The organism is Streptomyces sp. NPDC090077 (assembly GCF_044747545.1).
Lineage (GTDB): Bacteria > Actinomycetota > Actinomycetes > Streptomycetales > Streptomycetaceae > Streptomyces.
The window spans coordinates 124710-141174 of sequence record NZ_JBIVEG010000021.1 but is presented as its reverse complement, the minus strand read 5'-3'; the positions used below and the strand labels follow the sequence as shown (position 1 = coordinate 141174).

Sequence of the window (16465 nt, the reverse complement as noted above, 5' to 3'; positions counted from 1 at the left end):
GCCCGCGCGGCGTTTGAGCGCACCGGGCGCGGAGCGTCCGGTACCGGGGTCAGGGGCAGCGCCCCTGGGAACGGTGGAAGGGCGGGTAGGGGACCGGCCCCGCGCAGCGGCCACACTGCCCGCAGACGACGTACCGGCCCCCGCCACCCGAACCGGCCCCGCCCGGCAGGCCGACGGACGGAGTCCGGCGCAGCGGCGCGAAGCCGGTAAGGCCGCCCGCGGCCGAGCCTCGCGAGCGGCGCGTCAAGAAGGAGTGGGCAGGGCGCAGATGGCCCGGGCCGCCGTCAGTTCGTGCTGGACCGGGGCCAGGACACCGCCCTCGTCGGTTTCCGCCGGCAGCTCCACCCGGACCGGCGTCGGGCTGCTGCGGACCCCCTCGGCGAGCTCGCGCAGCTCCCGCGCGATCCGCTCGACCTCGCCCGCCGCAGGCGCCTCCGCACCGTGGTTGACGCGGACCCGCGCCGCCGTGGTGGCGTCCACGATGCGCTCCACGGCCACCACCAGCGGCCACCACGCCGCGGCCCGGCTCCCCGTCGGCGGGGGCTCGGTCAGGGCCCGCTGGAACTCGCTGCGCACCCCCGACAGGTCGCGGTAGATGCGGCGCCGGGCCTGGAGGCGGGTCTGCCGGGCGGCCCGCAGCTCGGCGTCGTCCGCGACGGGGGCGAAGGCGCGCTCGACGTAGCGGGCGGCGTCGTCGACGGCGTCGGCGAGCCGGTCCCCGATGCGGGTGTGCCAGCTCTCGGGCCACAGCAGGTAGCCGAAGACCAGGACGATCGCGCAGCCGATCAGGCTGTCGAGCAGCCGCGGCATGATGAGGTCGAAGCCCTCGTGGTTGAGCTGGTCCGACAGGAGCAGGATCACGGGGGTGATGGCCGCGGTCTGGAAGGCGTAGCCCTTCGCGGAGAACACCGGGATCAGCGCGCCGAGCACCAGCATCACCGGTACGTCCCACCAGCCGCGCGGCACCTCGGCGAGGACGGCGGCGGCGAGGACGAGCCCGACGGCCGTGCCCAGGGCGCGCAGGACCGCGCGGGAGAAGACCGAGCCGAAGTCCGGTTTCAGGACGAAGGTGACGGTCAGGGCCACCCAGTAGGAGCGTTCGACTTCGATCAGGGAGACGAGGGACTGGGCGAGGCCGATGCACAGGGCCAGCCGCAGCCCGTACCGCCAGGAGGCCTCGGACAGCACCATGTCGCGGACCCCGCGCCGGGCCCGGACGCGCAGGGCGGCGGGGCGGCCGAGGCGGTCGTCGACGTTGTACGGGTCCGGTTCGGCGAGGTGCACGATGGCCGCGGCGTGTCGCAGCGCGGAGTCGATGGCCCGGTCGGACGGGGTGTGCGGGTCGGGCAGGGTGAGGACGGGGGTTCCGGTGCGGCCCTCCTCGACGGCGGCGGCCAGGTCCCGTACGGTCGCCGGGATCTGCTCCGGCAGCGGCCGGCCCCGCAGGTGGGCGGCGGGCGCGGCCTCCACGAGCGGGATCAGCACGTTCAGCTGGGCCAGCATCCGCACCAGGGAGGGGCTGCGTCCGTGCACCCGGGCCCGGCGGCCGAGGACGAGGTCGTAGGCCTGGTCGAGGGCCTGCGTGACCTGCCGCCGGCGTTCGTCGTAGACGTCCTGGGGTCCGCCGCAGGCTTCCAGGGCGTCGGCCAGGGCCCGGTAGCAGGCCGCGACGGCGGCCCGTTCGGGCTGCCGGCCGCGCAGGGGCCAGGCCAGCAGGGTCAGCACGAGGACGAACAGGCCGCCGGCGGTCAGCAGCAGCGGTGCGATCCACCAGGGCCGGGGCATGGGCAGGCCGGCCCCGACGACGGCGTTGAGCAGGAGCAGCAGCCCGGACACGGAGGCGACCGAACCGATCGAGGAGATCATCCCGGAGACGAGGGCGACGAGGGTCAGGACGGCGACGGCCACCCAGCCGTGCCCGTAGACGAGGGTGCCGACGGCCACCCCGATGGCGCCCAGGGCCTGCGGGACGGCGATGTTCAGGACCCGCATCCGGTAGGCGTCCGCGGTGTCGCCGAACACTCCGGCGAGGGCGCCCATGGCGATCAGGGCCCCGTACTCGGGCTCTTCGAGGGCGAAGCCGATGGCGAGCGGGACGGCCATCGCGACCCCGGCGCGGGCGGCCGCCGCCCAGGGGACGGGGGCGCTGCCGGGCCGCAGTCCCGCGAGCAGCCAGGCGGGGGGTGCCAGGGGGTGGGGCCGGGTCCGCCCGGACGGTATGTGCTCGGTGCGTCGTTCGGTGGTCATTCCGCTTCCGTGTCGCCGCTCGCGAATCGGTCGTTCTGGGGAGTTCTGCGGAGGATGGGTACCTTCCGAGCTTATGGGGTGCGGCGCACCCGGCCCACCAGCCATGCGGCGAGCGCGGTGGCCAGCCCGAGGGCGAGCACCACCCAGGCGGTGGTGCGCAGGAAGGCGGTGAGGGCGTCGTACACGGCCGCGGCGGCGGGCCGGCTGACGTCGGAGGGCAGGTCGTCGAGGGTGATGCGGCGGCACACGGCCACCGCCGTCCACAGCAGTACGGCGCCGACGGCGAGCCCGGCGCCGGTGGCGAGGACGGCCCGCCTGCGCCGGACGGCGACGGCCACGGCCGTCAGGGCGAGGAGCACGGTCAGCACGGGGAGCCAGACCCCGGCGATCTGGAGCACGTGGAACCCCTCCCGGAGGGCGCCGAGGTTGTCGTATTCCATGACCTTCACGGAGAGGTGGGTCTCCGGGATGCGGTCGGCGAAGGGCACGCCGTCCGCCATCAGTTCCTCTTTGACCTGGGCGATGACGGGTGCGAGGTCGACGGTGACGGCGTCCCCGTGGCCGGTCTTCAGGGCGTCGAGGAAGGCGGTGTGCGCGGCGCGGTTGGCCGTCTCCCAGGCCGTGCGGTAGGCGGGGGTGTCGGCGAAGGAGGCCAGGGCGTCGCCGATGAGGGCGTCCACGGCGCCCTGGAAGGGGCCCGCGTCGATCTGCCCGGAGAGGGCGCCGGAGGCCTGGGCGACGACCACCTCCTGCACGGCCGGGTCCTTGGCGAGCGGGGCCATGGCCGCGGTGTAGTGGTCGGCGTCGCCCAGCCGCCGGTCGGCCCAGTACGCGACCGCGCTCGCGGGCACGAGCAGGGCCACGAGCACGATGAGGGCCGCCGACAGGTAGGTGCGCACGTCACCAGGGGAAGCCGGGTGCGGTGCGGGCGCCACCGCTGCTGCTGCGTCCGGGGCCCGGATTCCCCCGGGGAGCGCGGTCGGCACCGCCCGGACGAGTGATCCACTTGCCGCTCCCGGGTGCCGGGTGTGCCCTTGAGGGTGGAAGAGAGGAGCCCCGCCATGGCACATGCGGCACCCACCGTTCCGCGGCGGCACCGTCCGATGACCGCTGCGGACGCGGAGCGGCACACCGACCGCAACCGCCTGATCCGCGCGCTGCTCGCGGGCCTCGTCTACGGGGTCTGGGCGGCCTTCATCAAGCGCCAGATGGGACCGGTGGACGCGGGCAACGTGTTCTACGGGATCCTGTGCGGCGTGATCTTCGCGGCCTGCATGTTCACCCTGGCGAAGGTGGGCCCGAAGCTGCAGCGGGAGCTGCACGCCGCCGCGTACGGGGTGTTCGCCGGCATCGCCGCCGGCTACCTCCACAGCCTGACCAACGAGTCCGTGCTCCGCTCCACCGGCGTCGGCCTGTTCGTGGGCGCGGGCATCGGGATCGGAGCCTTCTACCGGTACTACACGCGGGAGGACTGAGCCCGGCGGACAGGACCGCGCCGGTCCCCGCACCCACTGCGAGGGTGCGGGGACCGGCGCCGTCGGGTGTCGTTACGCCGCCGAGCCGGCGGGCTGGTCCTGCTGCGGCTCGGCCGCGGCGGACTCGGGCTCGGCCGTGGCGGGCTGCGGGACCGTCCGGTCGGCGAGGGTCCGGTCCGCGCGCGGGCGGTCCTGGCCCTCCTTCCGGGCCGGCGGGGAGAAGCGGGCGGCCTCGGCGCGGAGCATGGCGTTCAGGGCGGCGTACGGGTCGATGGGCATGGCGGAACCTCACGGTGCTTCGGGGGTGTGGGGGGTCGCGTACGCTGCTCGGCCCGCTCAGCAGCGCAGGACCACGCTCCGTACCGCCCGCCGGGACGGGGCCGGTCCGGCCGTCCCGTACGAGGCCGCGCGGGCGGGTCCGCCCGCGTGTTCCACGTGAAACATCCGCGGCGGCAGCCGCCGCGCGGCCGGTGCCACGCGTACGACCGTCCGCAGGGCCGAGCGGCCGACGGGGTCCCCGGCCGGCTCCGACGTCCCCTCGGCGGGGTCGGCCGGTGCCGAGGAGGCGGGGCGGGGCTCCGCGCCGGCCGTGGCCGTCGCCGCCGGACCGATGCCGAACAGGCACAGCAGGGCCACGCAGGCCACCGTCAGGGCCCGTGCCAGCGCCGTCCGCGCGTACCGCGCACCGTTCATGGGGCCTGCATGCCCCGACACGCCGGGCAACTTTCCGCGGACCCCCAAGAAGCCCCCGACCGGGGGACGAAGACACCCCCCACGGCTGACTCAGCCGGCGCGCAGCGGCCCCGTCAGCCGGGCCAGGACGGAGGTCTCGCCGCTGACCAGCCGCAGCCGGGCGAGGCCGGTGTCCCCGGCCGGCGCCGTGACCGCGTGCGGGGAGACCCGCTCGACGGTGAACACGGCCGTACGGTGGTCCGCGCGCGGGATCTCGATCACCCGGCCCCGCCGCAGCCCGGCGAGCGGCAGCCCCTCGCCGGTGACCACGGCGACGCCGGCGGAGCCGGGAGCGGGGCCGCCGGTGTCCCAGCCGGCCCCGCCGTCACCGTCCTGCGGGCCCCTGGCCAGCGGGAGGTCCACGCCCAGGCTGGGGATGCGCAGCCGCAGCGGCCGGGACGCCCGCATCGGCGGGGCGGACACCGTCCGGCGGTCCGCGCCGGGGCCGTGCGCACCGGGGCCGTGCGCGCCGGACTGCTCCAGCCCGCGCACGAGCCGGCGGTGCCCGGACAGGCCCAGGGCCCGGGAGGGCAGGGCGTCGGCGACGCTCGCGGCGGCGGGCTCGGCTCCCGCGCTGCCGCGCAACAGGGCGACACCGGTGCAGAGCAGAGTGACCGTCAGTGCGGCGGCGGCCCACTGGGCGCGGGACATGGCGTTCCTCCTGTCCGGCTCGGGCGGCCGGTTCCTGGGAGCAGTGGACCGCTCCCGGCCCGCCCGCACATCGCCGCCCGCACCGGAAATGACGGCGCGTCACGTCCCTGCCGTGCCGCCGGGTCCGTGTCGTCCCAGTTGGCGGCGGGTGCGCGGGCCGTGCGCGCCGGATCGGGCCGCTACCCCCGAACGGGTGAGGGGGTGAGGGGCGGGAGCGGCCGGGCCGGCCAGTCCAGCAGACGGGCGCCGATCACGGCGGTCTGGAGGGTGTACCGCTGTACGGGGTCCCCCGGGTCGGTCCCCGTCAGCCGGTGGATCCGCTCCAGCCGGTAGGTCAGCGCCCGCACGCTCAGGTTCAGCCGCCGGGCCGCCTCCGCGGCCACGCACCCCGAGTCGAAGTACGCGCCGAGGGTGTCCAGCAGGGGTGCTGCCCCGCCGCGCCCGGCCCGCAGCGGACCCAGCGCGGTCAGCACCAGCTCGGCCATGGCCGCCCGGTCGCGGGTCAGTACCGGGAAGACCAGCAGGTCGGCGGCGCGCAGCAGCGGGCCCCCGAGCCCGAGCCGGTCCGCGACGCCGAGTGCGTCCAGGGCCTCCGCGTACGAGGTCGCGGCCCCGCCCGTGCCGGGGTGGGGGCGTCCGAGCGCGACGAGTCCCCGGCCCTCGGACTCCGCCTGCGCGAGCCGGGCGAAGCGGGCCGGTATCCCGTCCCGGTCGCCCGGTGCCACGCAGACCAGCCGGCCGTCCTTGGTGGCGAGCAGGAACTCCCGGTCCCCGAAGCAGCCGGCCAGGGCCGACTGCAGCCGGCGCTGCTCGGGTCCCCCGTCCTCGTAGGGCGCGGGGCCGTGCGCGACGGCCACCGCGTGCGGCCGGGCGGGGTCCAGTCCGTAGCGGGCGGCGCGTTCGCCGAGGCGGCCGGGGTCGCTCCCGCCGAGCAGCAGGTCGTCGACGAACTCCCGCCGGGCGGCGGCTTCGCGGCGGGCGTCCGGCCCGTGGGCCCGCTCGTACCCCTCGGTGAAGGCGTCCACGGCCTGTTCCAGCACGGCCAGCACGTGGTCGGGGGCGTGGCGTCCGCCGAGGGCGGTGCGGGTGGCGGCGAGGTGGGCGCCGATGAGGCCGCGCAGCCCGTATCCGGCTCCGGCGGCGCGCTCGCCGAGTGCGCGGCGGGCGTCGAGCTCCCCGCGTCCGGGGCGCCGGCCGGTGGCCTCGGCGTCCGCGAGCATGCGTACGTACCCGTCCAGATACTCCTCGGGTATGTCCCGCCCTGACTCCACACCAGCTCCCCGGTCCGATCCGCGCGAACGAACCGTCATTCTCCCCCGCATCAAGATCAATTCGACCGGGAGGGAGGGGGGAAGGCGCCGGGGCGGGCGCGGGCAGGGGGAGGGATCAGACCACGACCAGGGCCACCGCCGCCGCCCCCATGAGGGCGGCGGCGAGGTGCACGGCGGGGTGACCGTAGTCCCCGAACCAGAGCTGGCGGGCCAGTCCGCCGAGGGCGGCCAGGGCGCTGATGACGCCGATCTGGGCGAGGAGGGTGGCGGCGGTGAAGGGGGCCAGGACCAGCAGGACGGAGTTCAGCCAGAACGGCGTGGCACCGGTCCAGCCCCGCCATTCCCGGATCGCGGACTGCATCGCCGGATCCCACCTCCACACCCGTCACAGGCGCAACAGGTGTCGCGCTCAACTCGTCGGCTGTACAGCCTCCTTGGGTGCGGCGGCCGGGGCAAGAGCGCGTTCGGCTAGAAAACCGAAGGCCAGGCCGAAAGTCGCCCACAGCGCTGTCTGGATGGCCAGCGACGCGAGCCGGAACTGCCAGATCAGCGCGGCCGGGAAGCCTGCGGGCACCTCGTCGATCCCGGGCAGCAGCGCGTACGAGACGCCCACCGCCGCCACGAAGGCCAGCGAGGCCGCCACCGAGGCGTTCCAGTTGCCCAGGCGCGGCGCGAGCCGCCGGCCCAGGATCAGCGCGCCCGCCGCCAGCAGCCCGCTCAGGGCGATCATCAGCAGGTAGAGGGCGGTCCGCCGGGCGGCCGTGTCGGGGTCCCCGACGGCCGGCGGGTTGGCGGGGTACTTGAAGAAGGGCACCAGGGTCACGGTGACGAACAGGGCGCCGGTGACCAGGGCCGCCGTGGCCCGGGCGCCGAAGCGCCCGATCCGGCCCAGGGCGAAGCAGTAGACGAGCGCGGCGATGCCGCCGAGGGCGATCCCGTACAGCAGGACGCCGGTGCCGAGGCCGGCCGTGGCCTGGAGGGCCCGGCTGACCGGGGCCTCCTCGGCGCCGTGGTCGTGGCCGGCCGCGAGTTGGCCGGCCTCCTCAATGGCGATCGCCGCGTCCACCTTGGACTCGCCGAGGAGGTACGCGACGAGGAACGCGGCGACGCCCGCGAGCAGGCCGGCCAGCATGCCCCGCACCAGCAGGGTGCGGGGGGAGACGGTGTTCACCTATGAGCCCCTTGGGTGATCGTCGGGGAGACCGGAAGGGGGGTCAGTGGCAGGGGAAGCCGAGCAGGTGGCGGCCGTCGTGCAGCCATTCGTGGACGGTCTCGCCCTGGAAGACGGCGGTGGCGCCCTGCTCGATGCCGACGAAGTACAGCAGGACGAGGGCCAGGACCGCGGCGAAGGCCGCCCAGGGGGCCAGTGCGGAGAGGGAGATGGGGGCGACGGTGGCGGGCGCCGAAGCGGGCACGGCGGTGTGGGCCATTGCAGAACCTCCAGGGGGAACACGCGTCCCGGTCAGTGGTGCTCTGTTCGAAGGAGGCGGGTCTGACTTCCCTCCCGGGGTGACGCGGGAGGATTCACAGTGGCGCGACCGTGCCGGATTCTCACCGGTGCTTCCGTCATACCTTCGTCATGTCGTCCGAGACCGTACCGCGCCCGTGGCTTGAACACCACGGCGCGTGGCCGAGGTTTCACGCCCTGCGCGTGCGCTCTACGCTCCCCGCATGCCGACCGTACGCGTACACCTCGCCACGCCCCCGCTCGACGACGCCGCCCGCCGGGGGAGGTTCGGGTCCGGGGAGCCGTGCCCCGGCCACCCGGGCCTGGCCGGGCCCGGCATGGGGGACTGGGCGGGCCGGACCCTCGAAGAGGTGGCCGCCGAGGACCCGGAGGGCATCGGCCGCTGGCTCGCCGACCCGGAGTACGCGCCCCCGGGAGGCGGCGAGACGGTGGCGGAACTGATCACCCGGACGGGTGCGTACCTGGCGGGCCTGGGACCCGGCCGGCACCACGCGGTGGTCGAACAGGCCGTCGTACGGGCTGTGGTGGTGGCCGCGCTGGAGCTGCCGGCCGGAGCCTTCTGGCGGCTCGACGTGCGGCCGGACACCGTGACCTCGCTCAGCGGACGGGCGGGCCGCTGGAACCTCCTCGTCGGGCAGCCCGCGTAGCCCCGGCCGGGAAAGCCGAACGGCCCGGACCCCGCGACGCGGTCCGGGCCGTTGCGCACGGCGGGGCGGTGCTACGCGACGATCCAGTCGGAGGTCGCGATGACGGGCTGCACGCCGTCACGGTGGACGGTGCCCTCGATCAGGCCGTACATGCGGTCCGCGGCGAAGTACACCTCGTTGTCGTTCTTGAGGCCGAAGGGCTCCAGGTCGACGAGGAAGTGGTGCTTGTTGGGCAGGTTGAGGCGCACCTCGTTGACCTTGGGACAGTTGTCGAGCACCCGCTCGGCCATCTGGTTCAGGGTCTGCTGGAGCGAGTAGGAGTACGTCTCCGCGAAGGCCTCCAGCATGTGCTTGCGGACCTTCTTGTACGACTGGTCCCAGTCGTACCCGGCGTCGTCGCCGGCCAGCGCCGAGTGCGCCCAGCGGGCGGTGACCTTGGTCGCCAGGATGCGGTCGTACGCCTCCTGGAGGGTCGTGTACTTGTCCTTGATGAAGCCGTGGAACTCGGAGTTGGTCGAGTTCATCACCGTCAGGTCCTTCAGGCCGGAGATGACCTGGAGACCGGTGGTCTCGCTGTAGGTGATCTGCGCGGTGCGCACCTCCTGGCCCTTGCGGACGAAGGAGTGCTGCTCCTTGCGCGTCGGGACGGGGATCCGCTCCCAGGCGAACTCCTCGATGCGGATCTGCGCCTCGCGGATCGGGGCCTGGGAGGAGACGAAGTGCTTCGCGAGGAGGATGCCGAAGGCCTCGGGGGAGGAGATGCCGTGCTCCTTGCCGAAGGCGTACACCGTGTTCTTGGTGGTGTCGGTCGGCAGGCAGTTGGCGTTGTCACCCGTCAGGTGGACGTCGCGGAACTCGCCGCGCAGGGCCACGGAGACGTTCAGGTCGCGGATCTCGGCCCAGGAGCCGTCGCTGCCCTTGCGGGTCACCACGACGATGCGGTTCTCGGCCTTGCCGTACTGGTTCTGGCCCAGGACGTGCTTGCTCATGCTGTCTTCCTTCGGGTACTCGGGAACACGGAGTCCGTTGATCTGGATCCCGTACGCCCGGCGTCCAGCGCCCGCCCTCCTGGAGGACGTCCCGCTCCCCGCCGTTCGGCCCCGCAGGACCGCCCCGGGACTGACGTGCATCCCGGTCCGTAGGTGCTGATGCGTACTGAAGTGCTGAAGTACTGACGGGATTGCACCATGTGTACGGCGGGTTAACCACCGCACGGAACATCCGAACACCAGCACCCACGGATTGGGCGACCGCACAAGCCCGCAGGTCAGACCATGTGCGCGTCCGTGACCGACAGGGCCTCGTCCAGGATCGCCAGCCCCTTGGCCACGTCCTCGGCCGAGATGTTGCAGGGCGGGGCGACGTGGATGCGGTTGCCGGCCAGGAGCGGCCACAGGCCGCCCTTCTTCAGGGCCGCGCCGAAGGCGGCCATCGGCGCGGCCTCGGCGCCCGAGGCGTTGTACGGGACCAGCGGCTCGCGGGTCTCGCCGTTGCGCACCAGCTCCAGGGCCCAGAAGGTGCCCATGCCGCGGACCTCGCCGACGGAGGGGTGCCGGTCCGCGATCTCGCGCAGCCCCGGTCCCAGCAGCTCGGCGCCCGTGCGCGCGGACTGCTCGACGATGCCCTCCTCGACCATGGTGTTGACCGTCGCGACGGCGGCGGCGCAGGCCAGGACGTGCCCGGAGTACGTCAGACCGCCCGGGTAGGGGCGGCGGGCGAAGGTCTCGGCGATGGCGGCGGAGATGGCGACGCCGCCGAGCGGCACGTAGCCGCTGGTGATGCCCTTGGCGAAGCAGAGGAGGTCGGGAGTGACGTCCCAGTGGTCGGCGGCGAACCAGGTGCCGGTGCGGCCGAAGCCGACCATGACCTCGTCCAGGATGAAGACGATGCCGTAGCGGTCGCAGAGCCTGCGCACGCCCGCCAGGTAGCCGGCCGGGGGCACGAGCACGCCGGGGGCGCCGCCGACGGTCTCCAGGATGATCGCGGCGATGGACCCCGGTCCCTCGAAGACGATCGTGTCCTCCAGGTGGCGCAGGGCGCGCTCGCACTCCTCGGCCTCGGTGGTCGCGTGGAAGGGCGAGCGGTAGAGGAACGGGCCCCAGAAGTGGACGACGCCGGCGGTCGCGCCGTCGTTGCCGAAGCGGCGGGCGTCGCCGGTGAGGTTGATCGCGGTGGTGGTGGCCCCGTGGTACGAGCGGTAGGCGGAGAGCACCTTGGGCCGGCCGGTGTGCAGCCGGGCCATGCGCACGGCGTTCTCCACGGCCTCGGCACCGGCGTTGGTGAAGAAGATCTTGTCGAGGTCGCCCGGGGTGCGCTCGGCGATCAGACGCGCCGCCTCGGAGCGGACGTCGACGGCGAAGCCGGGCGCGAGGGTGCAGAGCTTCGTCGCCTGCTCCGCGATGGCGGCGGCCACCTTGGGGTGCTGGTAGCCGATGTTGGTGTAGACGAGCGCGCTGGAGAAGTCGAGGTAGCGGTTGCCGTCGTAGTCCCAGAAGTACGAGCCCTCGGCCCCGGCCACGGCGAGCGGGTCGATGAGCTCCTGCGCCGACCACGAATGGAAGACGTGGTTTCGGTCAGCTTCTTTGACTGCGTCTTTCACGGCCGCGAGGGCGTCGGCTTCTGCGTTCATATATCGAGGGTAGTTGTCCAGGATGTGGACGCCGGGGTGCCCGGGTCACGACACCCCGCGCGGGCGACTTGACGGATCCAGGGGCGGGTCCTCGACGGGTCCGGACGGCCCGCATAGCGTCCGTCGGACCGGCCGCTCCACGGGGGAGAACGGCGGAAAACCCGAGGTGGGAGCCCTGAGTGGCCCCGCGCAGCGCGTCGGGGGCGGCTTCGGTCCGCCTCCGGCGCGCCCTCGGTCCGCCGGCGGTCCGGCGCCCCGGCGTCCGTCAACCCGCCGTCGATCCGTCGTCCAGGCCCCTTCGAGGCGGGCGTTCGGACGGCCCTCGCGCGACCCCGCGGGCCCCGCCGGGATCCCGGCGGCCCCGCCGGGGCGGTCCACCGCCGCGCGTCACGCCCCGGGATCCCGCCCCGGCAGTAGCGTGGGATCCGCGCGGGATTTGTCCCTCCCGGCCGGGGGTAGGTGCGGCGCCGGGGGGAGTGGTGTCGGAGACGGGAGAGCCTGTGGCGGAGCAGACGCGGCGGCTGGTCCTGGGCGGCGCCACGGCAGGGGTCGTGGCCCGGTGCCGGGACTTCACCCGCAGGGCCCTCACCGACTGGCTCTGGCCGGAGGGCTCGGAGGCCGAGGAGGACCTGCTCCTGCTGGTCTCCGAGGTGGTCACCAATGCCTGCCTGCACGCGGGGGGCCCGCGCGAGCTGGTGCTGCGGCACGGCCCCGGAATGCTCCGGGTGGAGGTGAGCGACGGCAGCTCCGAGACACCGGTGCGCCGGGCGGTGCAGGACCGCTCCCGGCCGGGCGGCCACGGGCTGGTCCTGCTGGAGCGCCTCGCGAAGGACTGGGGCTCCGTGCCGGCGGCGGACGGCCGCCCCGGCAAGACGGTCTGGCTGGAGGTGGCGGCCCCCGAGCCCGCCCACCGTCCCCCGCACCCGCACCTGCATCCCTGACACGCCCCCGGGACCCCCGGGTGACCCGCCCGGACCCCCGAGCCGCCCGGCCGGGGCCCGAGGGCCTACGCGTCGGTGAGGAGGCCGCCGCGCAGCCGGGTCAGGGTGCGGTTCAGCAGCCGTGAGACGTGCATCTGGGACAGGCCCAGCCGGGCCCCGATCTCGGACTGGGTCAGCTCCTGCCCGAACCGCAGCGACAGCAGCTCCCGCTCGCGCTCGGGCAGCCCGGCGAGCATGGGCTTGAGGGCCTCCAGGCACTCGATCCGGTCGTAGGCGGGATCCTCCTCGCCCAGCGGCTCGCGCTCCGCGGCCGGCTCGCGCCCGGTGTCCTCCTGCGCGGGGGCGTCCAGGGAGCGCGCCGAGTACGCGCCGGCCGCCTTGCGGCCCTCGCCGAACTCCTCCGGCGTGACGTGCAGCTCCTGGGCCATCTCGGCGTCGGTCGGCTCGCGTCCGAGGTCCTGTTCCAGCGCGTCGTGGGCCTTCGCACTGTGGATCCGCAGCTCCTGGAGCCGCCGGGGCACCTTGACGGCCCAGCTGGTGTCGCGGAAGAACCGCTTGATCTCACCGCTGATCGTCGGCAGGGCGAAGGTGGTGAACTCCACCCCGCGCTCCGGGTCGAACCGGTTGATGGCCTTGATCAGGCCGATCGTGCCGACCTGGACGATGTCCTCCATCGGTTCGCTGCGGCCGCGGTAGGGGCGGGCGGCGTACTTCACGAGACTGAGGTTCAGCTCCACCAGGGTGTTGCGGACGTACGAGTAGTCGGCCGTCCCCTCGTCCAGTTCGGCCAGCCGGTGGAACAGGGCCGTGGAGAGGGCCCTGGCCTCCAGGGTGGCCGCGTCCGTGCGGTCGCGCTCGGTACGGTCCATCGATCTGCGCTCCCTCCGACGGGAGGCCCTGGTCGCGGGTCGATGTCACGCCCGGCCGGGGCCGCCACCGTCCAGGGGGATATACCCGCTGATACAGGTTGATACCCGTACCTTCTTTCGACCCGTGTTTCACGTGAAACCACGCTCTGGCCGAAACCCCTGGTCAGGGGCGGCCGGTCCGCTGCGCCGCCAGGGCCCGGTACCGCCTACGCTGCCGTGCATGGAGTCCTACACGATCGGCCAGGCAGCGAGGCTGCTCGGCGTCAGCAGTGACACCGCTCGCCGCTGGGCGGACGCCGAGCGCTTCCCGACCCGGCGGGAGGGGAACCGCAGGATCGTCGACGGGCCGGACCTGGCGGCGTTCTGCGTCGAAGTGGCTCAAGAGGCGGGGGAGGACGGGGACGCCCCGTACACCTCGGCCCGCAACGCCTTTCCCGGCATCGTGACCGGCATCAGGCTGGGCGAGGTCAGCGCGCAGGTGGAGATCCAGGCGGGTCCGCACCGGGTGGTGTCGCTGCTGACCCGTGAGGCGGTGGAGGAGCTCGGCCTGGAGGTCGGCATGCGCGCCACCGCCCGGGTCAAGTCCACCAGCGTCTTCGTCGACCGCACCTGAGAGCCGGCCCGGGCAAGGACCCGGCCGGCCCCGGCAGCTGCCTCAGTACGGCAGGCCGATCAGCCCCCGGCCCCGGGCGGCGGCTCCCGTGACCGCCTCGCCCCACTCGCGCAGCAGCGCGGTGAAGCCCTCGAAGGTGTCGGGCCAGACCGACCGGCGCAGCTCCGGGGCGCCGAGGGGCCCGCGCAGTTCCGCCAGCCGGGGCTCGGCCCCCTCCCAGGCGCGGGCGAGCGCCGCCACCTCGTCCGGCGCCCGGCCCACCAGCAACCGGGGCCGCCACGGCTCGGGGTCGTCCGGGAAGCCGGCCATGCGCGGCGGGTCCTCGGCGTCCGGGTCGTCGGTGTAGTCCGGGCCGTCCCACACCAGGCCGCCGAGGAAGAGGTCGAGGGCCTCCCGAAGGGCGGGTCCGGCGGCGCCCCTGACGCTCTGCCAGGTCTCGGCCAGCCAGAAGTGCCAGACGTAGGTCCCGGTCGTCCCGGAGAACCGGTACTCGGCGCACCACGCGACCCCCTGCGGCGAGGCCCAGCCGCCCGTCACGGCGCGGTCGGCCTCCTCGTCGGCCTCGCAGCGGAAGTACGGGTGCACGGCGTCGGTCAGGGTGTCCAGGCGCTCGGCGGCCGGTATCCGGGCGAGGTGTTCCCAGTCGGCGGCGACCACGGTGATGTCCAGTCCCATCGCCGCAGGCTAGCAACGGCCCCCGGCAACTACGGAGTCCGTACGTAGGCCCCCGCGCGGGCCGCCGCGACCGCCGCCGCGGCCGCCCGGCGGGCCGCGGCCCCGTCCAGCGGGGCGCCGGTGGTCAGCAGCCGGTAGTACAGCGGGGCGGAGACGGCGCGGACCACCTCGGCGGCATCGGTGCCCTCGGGCAGTTCGCCCCGTTCGACGGCCTCCCGGACGCAGGGCGCCCACTCCGCGACCCGGACCTCGTAGAACCGGTGCAGTGCCTCGGCCGTCCGGGCGTCGCCGGTCGCGGCGGCGATGACGGCCTTGAACAGGGGGCCCTGGCGCGGGTCGGACAGGGTGCGCGCCACGAGCGCGGCGTTGGCCAGCAGGTCCTCCTCCAGCGAGCCGGTGTCGGTGCGGGGGAGCGACTGCTCGGCCATGTCGGTCAGCAGGTCGGCGACCAGGCCGGCCACGGTGCCCCAGCGCCGGTAGACGGTGGTCTTGCCGACCTCGGCCCGCCGGGCGACCTCGGCGAGGTCCAGTCCGTGGAAGCCCTGCTCGGCCAGCACGTCCCCGGCCGCCTCCAGGACGGCGGCCCGCACCCGGGCGGTCCGGCCCCCGGGGCGCACGGTCCCCGGCTCGGCGCACAGGTCCCCGGTGCCGCCCGGGGTCTCACTCGGCGAAGTCATAACGGGTCTCCGGTTCCATTAACGAGATTCCGCTGTTAGGTTGGGATCACCTTAAAGGGTCTGCGGTGCCATTACCGCTCACGGGAGGAGTCCGTCATGGAATACAGGCAGCTCGGTGCGTCCGGCCTCAAGGTCCCCGCCCTCGGCTTCGGAGCGGGCACCTTCGGCGGCCGGGGCCCCGTCTTCGGCGCCTGGGGCAGCACGGACGCCCAGGAGGCGCGCCGGATGGTGGACATCTGCCTGGAGGCGGGCATCACCCTGTTCGACACCGCGGACGTCTACTCGGCGGGCGCCTCGGAGGAGGTCCTCGGGCAGGCCGTCAAGGGCCGCCGGGACGAGGTGCTCATCTCCACCAAGGCGGGCCTGCCCACCGGCGACGGACCCGGCGCGTACGGCACCTCCCGCTCCCGTCTGATCGGGGCCGTCGAGGACGCCCTGCGCCGGCTCGGCACCGACCGCATCGACCTCTTCCAGCTGCACGGCTTCGACGCCGCCACCCCCGTCGAGGAGGTGCTGTCCACCCTCGACCAGCTCGTCCGCTCCGGGAAGGTCCGCTACACCGGCGTCTCCAACTTCGCGGGCTGGCAGCTGATGAAGTCCCTCTCGGCCGCCGAGAAGCACGGCTTCCCCCGCTACGCGGCCCACCAGGTGTACTACTCCCTCGTCGGCCGCGACTACGAGTGGGAGCTGATGCCGCTCGGCCACGACCAGGGCGTCGGCGCGATGGTGTGGAGCCCCCTGGGCTGGGGCCGCCTCACCGGCAGGATCCGTCGTGGCCGCCCGCTGCCGGCCGGCAGCCGGCTGCACGAGACCGCGGACTACGGCCCGCCGGTGGAGGAGGAGCACCTCTACGACGTGGTCGACGCCCTCGACGAGGTCGCGCGGGAGACGGGCCGGACCATCCCCCAGGTCGCCATCAACTGGCTGCTGCGCCGCCCCACCGTCTCCACCGTCCTCGTCGGCGCCCGCGACGAGGAGCAGCTGCGGCAGAACATCGGGGCCGTCGGCTGGGAGCTGACCCCCGAGCAGGTGGCCCGGCTGGACGCCGCCAGCCACCGGCCGGCGCCGTACCCGTACTTCCCGTACGAGCGCCAGGAGGGCTTCGCGCGCCTCAACCCCTCGCTCCTGAAGCGCGGTTGAGCGCACCGGCCGTACGACGCCGTCAGATCCAGCCGCGCTGCGCGGCCCGCAGGCCCGCCTCGAAGCGGCTGCCCGCACCGAGGCGCTTCATCAGTTCGGCCATCATCCGGCGCACCGTCCGCAGGGACAGCCCCAGTTGGCGGCCCGCGGCCTCGTCGGTGAGGCCGGAGCCCAGCAGCTTCAGCAGCTCCCGCTCCTGCCGGGTCAGGCCGCCGTCGTCGCGGTCGCGGTCCGGGCGCGCGCCCACGATGACGGTCCTCCGGTCGAAGTGCAGCATCCGCAGGGGCAGCACCGGGACGGTGCGCACCTCGCCGCCCAGGCCGGTGAGCCATTCCGCGTACTCGCTGGTCACGGCGTCGTTGCGGACGCTGTCGAGGTAGACCGTCCGCATCCGGACGCCCCGGTCGGCCTCCGGGCGGGGCGGCGTCAC

General features: G+C 74.4%; 20 protein-coding genes. 5 read left to right on the top strand and 15 right to left on the bottom strand.

All coding sequences use genetic code 11. The features are described from left to right. Positions 1-243: 243 nt before the first annotated feature. Together ACIPW5_RS28885 and ACIPW5_RS28880 are read right to left on the bottom strand one after the other, a co-directional pair. Positions 244-2247 (bottom strand): FUSC family protein, encoded by a 2004-nt coding sequence (locus ACIPW5_RS28885; RefSeq protein WP_401250877.1) that lies wholly within the window; start codon positions 2245-2247, stop codon positions 244-246. Between the two features lie 71 nt (positions 2248-2318). Continuing rightward, complete coding sequence (locus ACIPW5_RS28880) at positions 2319-3146, bottom strand: hypothetical protein (protein WP_401250874.1); 828 nt, start codon at positions 3144-3146, stop codon at positions 2319-2321. Between the two features lie 162 nt (positions 3147-3308). Here ACIPW5_RS28880 and ACIPW5_RS28875 point away from each other — a divergent pair, with 162 nt between their 5' ends. Then, complete coding sequence (locus ACIPW5_RS28875) at positions 3309-3722, top strand: hypothetical protein (RefSeq protein WP_401250871.1); 414 nt, start codon at positions 3309-3311, stop codon at positions 3720-3722. 72 nt (positions 3723-3794) lie between these two features. Here the strand turns inward: ACIPW5_RS28875 and ACIPW5_RS28870 are convergent, their stop codons facing one another. The 7 genes from ACIPW5_RS28870 to ACIPW5_RS28840 all read right to left on the bottom strand — a co-directional run bounded on the left by ACIPW5_RS28870 (position 3795) and on the right by ACIPW5_RS28840 (position 7806). Further along, the gene (locus ACIPW5_RS28870; protein WP_401250868.1) at positions 3795-4001 is read right to left on the bottom strand and encodes a hypothetical protein; all 207 of its coding nucleotides are present in this window, start codon (positions 3999-4001) and stop codon (positions 3795-3797) included. A gap of 57 nt (positions 4002-4058) precedes the next feature. After that, positions 4059-4415 (bottom strand): hypothetical protein, encoded by a 357-nt coding sequence (locus ACIPW5_RS28865; protein ID WP_401250867.1) that lies wholly within the window; start codon positions 4413-4415, stop codon positions 4059-4061. A 90-nt stretch (positions 4416-4505) separates the two neighbouring features. After that, the gene (locus ACIPW5_RS28860; RefSeq protein WP_401250864.1) at positions 4506-5105 is read right to left on the bottom strand and encodes a hypothetical protein; all 600 of its coding nucleotides are present in this window, start codon (positions 5103-5105) and stop codon (positions 4506-4508) included. Between the two features lie 179 nt (positions 5106-5284). Further along, a complete protein-coding gene (locus ACIPW5_RS28855; RefSeq protein ID WP_401250885.1) occupies positions 5285-6325 on the bottom strand; it encodes a PucR family transcriptional regulator in 1041 nt (346 codons plus the stop codon). 166 nt (positions 6326-6491) lie between these two features. Then, entirely contained in the window at positions 6492-6737 is a 246-nt protein-coding gene (locus tag ACIPW5_RS28850) for a hypothetical protein (protein WP_401250861.1), read from the bottom strand. 48 nt (positions 6738-6785) lie between these two features. Then, complete coding sequence (locus ACIPW5_RS28845) at positions 6786-7547, bottom strand: CbtA family protein (protein ID WP_401250858.1); 762 nt, start codon at positions 7545-7547, stop codon at positions 6786-6788. A gap of 43 nt (positions 7548-7590) precedes the next feature. Beyond that, positions 7591-7806, bottom strand: coding sequence for a CbtB-domain containing protein (locus tag ACIPW5_RS28840; RefSeq protein WP_401250855.1), 216 nt, complete (start codon positions 7804-7806; stop codon positions 7591-7593). A gap of 241 nt (positions 7807-8047) precedes the next feature. Here ACIPW5_RS28840 and ACIPW5_RS28835 point away from each other — a divergent pair, with 241 nt between their 5' ends. Further along, the gene (locus ACIPW5_RS28835; protein WP_401250852.1) at positions 8048-8491 is read left to right on the top strand and encodes a histidine phosphatase family protein; all 444 of its coding nucleotides are present in this window, start codon (positions 8048-8050) and stop codon (positions 8489-8491) included. Positions 8492-8562: 71 nt separating this feature from the next. Here the strand turns inward: ACIPW5_RS28835 and pucL are convergent, their stop codons facing one another. Continuing rightward, positions 8563-9480 (bottom strand): factor-independent urate hydroxylase, encoded by a 918-nt coding sequence (pucL, locus tag ACIPW5_RS28830; RefSeq protein ID WP_401250849.1) that lies wholly within the window; start codon positions 9478-9480, stop codon positions 8563-8565. Positions 9481-9758: 278 nt separating this feature from the next. Next, positions 9759-11120 carry an aspartate aminotransferase family protein gene (locus ACIPW5_RS28825; RefSeq protein WP_401250846.1) on the bottom strand — a complete coding sequence of 454 codons (1362 nt, stop codon included), beginning with the start codon at positions 11118-11120 and terminating at the stop codon, positions 9759-9761. A gap of 500 nt (positions 11121-11620) precedes the next feature. Between ACIPW5_RS28825 and ACIPW5_RS28820 the strand changes: the two genes are divergently transcribed. Then, positions 11621-12061, top strand: coding sequence for an ATP-binding protein (locus ACIPW5_RS28820; RefSeq protein ID WP_401250843.1), 441 nt, complete (start codon positions 11621-11623; stop codon positions 12059-12061). Positions 12062-12126: 65 nt separating this feature from the next. Here the strand turns inward: ACIPW5_RS28820 and ACIPW5_RS28815 are convergent, their stop codons facing one another. Further along, a complete protein-coding gene (locus ACIPW5_RS28815; protein ID WP_401250840.1) occupies positions 12127-12930 on the bottom strand; it encodes a SigB/SigF/SigG family RNA polymerase sigma factor in 804 nt (267 codons plus the stop codon). 220 nt (positions 12931-13150) lie between these two features. On the opposite strand from ACIPW5_RS28815, the gene ACIPW5_RS28810 reads away from it, so the two are divergent. Next, the gene (locus tag ACIPW5_RS28810) at positions 13151-13543 is read left to right on the top strand and encodes a molybdopterin-binding protein (protein ID WP_401250838.1); all 393 of its coding nucleotides are present in this window, start codon (positions 13151-13153) and stop codon (positions 13541-13543) included. 42 nt (positions 13544-13585) lie between these two features. Here the strand turns inward: ACIPW5_RS28810 and ACIPW5_RS28805 are convergent, their stop codons facing one another. Both ACIPW5_RS28805 and ACIPW5_RS28800 read right to left on the bottom strand, forming a co-directional pair. Continuing rightward, a complete protein-coding gene (locus ACIPW5_RS28805; RefSeq protein ID WP_401250836.1) occupies positions 13586-14218 on the bottom strand; it encodes a hypothetical protein in 633 nt (210 codons plus the stop codon). Positions 14219-14247: 29 nt separating this feature from the next. Then, a complete protein-coding gene (locus ACIPW5_RS28800; protein ID WP_401250834.1) occupies positions 14248-14895 on the bottom strand; it encodes a TetR/AcrR family transcriptional regulator in 648 nt (215 codons plus the stop codon). A 96-nt stretch (positions 14896-14991) separates the two neighbouring features. Here ACIPW5_RS28800 and ACIPW5_RS28795 point away from each other — a divergent pair, with 96 nt between their 5' ends. Then, entirely contained in the window at positions 14992-16035 is a 1044-nt protein-coding gene (locus tag ACIPW5_RS28795) for an aldo/keto reductase (RefSeq protein ID WP_401250831.1), read from the top strand. A 22-nt stretch (positions 16036-16057) separates the two neighbouring features. Here the strand turns inward: ACIPW5_RS28795 and ACIPW5_RS28790 are convergent, their stop codons facing one another. After that, entirely contained in the window at positions 16058-16465 is a 408-nt protein-coding gene (locus tag ACIPW5_RS28790; protein ID WP_401250829.1) for a LuxR C-terminal-related transcriptional regulator, read from the bottom strand.

Excerpts from the sequence above, each read along its gene's own strand:
- ACIPW5_RS28850 (WP_401250861.1), bottom strand. The coding sequence starts at position 6,737 with ATGCAGTCCGCGATCCGGGAATGGCGGGGCTGGACCGGTGCCACGCCG.
- ACIPW5_RS28835 (WP_401250852.1), top strand. The coding sequence starts at position 8,048 with ATGCCGACCGTACGCGTACACCTCGCCACGCCCCCGCTCGACGACGCC.
- ACIPW5_RS28810 (WP_401250838.1), top strand. The coding sequence starts at position 13,151 with ATGGAGTCCTACACGATCGGCCAGGCAGCGAGGCTGCTCGGCGTCAGC.
- ACIPW5_RS28865 (WP_401250867.1), bottom strand. The coding sequence starts at position 4,415 with ATGAACGGTGCGCGGTACGCGCGGACGGCGCTGGCACGGGCCCTGACG.
- ACIPW5_RS28885 (WP_401250877.1), bottom strand. The coding sequence starts at position 2,247 with ATGACCACCGAACGACGCACCGAGCACATACCGTCCGGGCGGACCCGG.
- ACIPW5_RS28825 (WP_401250846.1), bottom strand. The coding sequence starts at position 11,120 with ATGAACGCAGAAGCCGACGCCCTCGCGGCCGTGAAAGACGCAGTCAAA.
- ACIPW5_RS28855 (WP_401250885.1), bottom strand. The coding sequence starts at position 6,325 with ATGCTCGCGGACGCCGAGGCCACCGGCCGGCGCCCCGGACGCGGGGAG.
- ACIPW5_RS28875 (WP_401250871.1), top strand. The coding sequence starts at position 3,309 with ATGGCACATGCGGCACCCACCGTTCCGCGGCGGCACCGTCCGATGACC.
- ACIPW5_RS28870 (WP_401250868.1), bottom strand. The coding sequence starts at position 4,001 with ATGCCCATCGACCCGTACGCCGCCCTGAACGCCATGCTCCGCGCCGAG.
- ACIPW5_RS28805 (WP_401250836.1), bottom strand. The coding sequence starts at position 14,218 with ATGGGACTGGACATCACCGTGGTCGCCGCCGACTGGGAACACCTCGCC.
- ACIPW5_RS28795 (WP_401250831.1), top strand. The coding sequence starts at position 14,992 with ATGGAATACAGGCAGCTCGGTGCGTCCGGCCTCAAGGTCCCCGCCCTC.
- ACIPW5_RS28840 (WP_401250855.1), bottom strand. The coding sequence starts at position 7,806 with ATGGCCCACACCGCCGTGCCCGCTTCGGCGCCCGCCACCGTCGCCCCC.
- ACIPW5_RS28815 (WP_401250840.1), bottom strand. The coding sequence starts at position 12,930 with ATGGACCGTACCGAGCGCGACCGCACGGACGCGGCCACCCTGGAGGCC.
- pucL (WP_401250849.1), bottom strand. The coding sequence starts at position 9,480 with ATGAGCAAGCACGTCCTGGGCCAGAACCAGTACGGCAAGGCCGAGAAC.
- ACIPW5_RS28860 (WP_401250864.1), bottom strand. The coding sequence starts at position 5,105 with ATGTCCCGCGCCCAGTGGGCCGCCGCCGCACTGACGGTCACTCTGCTC.
- ACIPW5_RS28800 (WP_401250834.1), bottom strand. The coding sequence starts at position 14,895 with ATGACTTCGCCGAGTGAGACCCCGGGCGGCACCGGGGACCTGTGCGCC.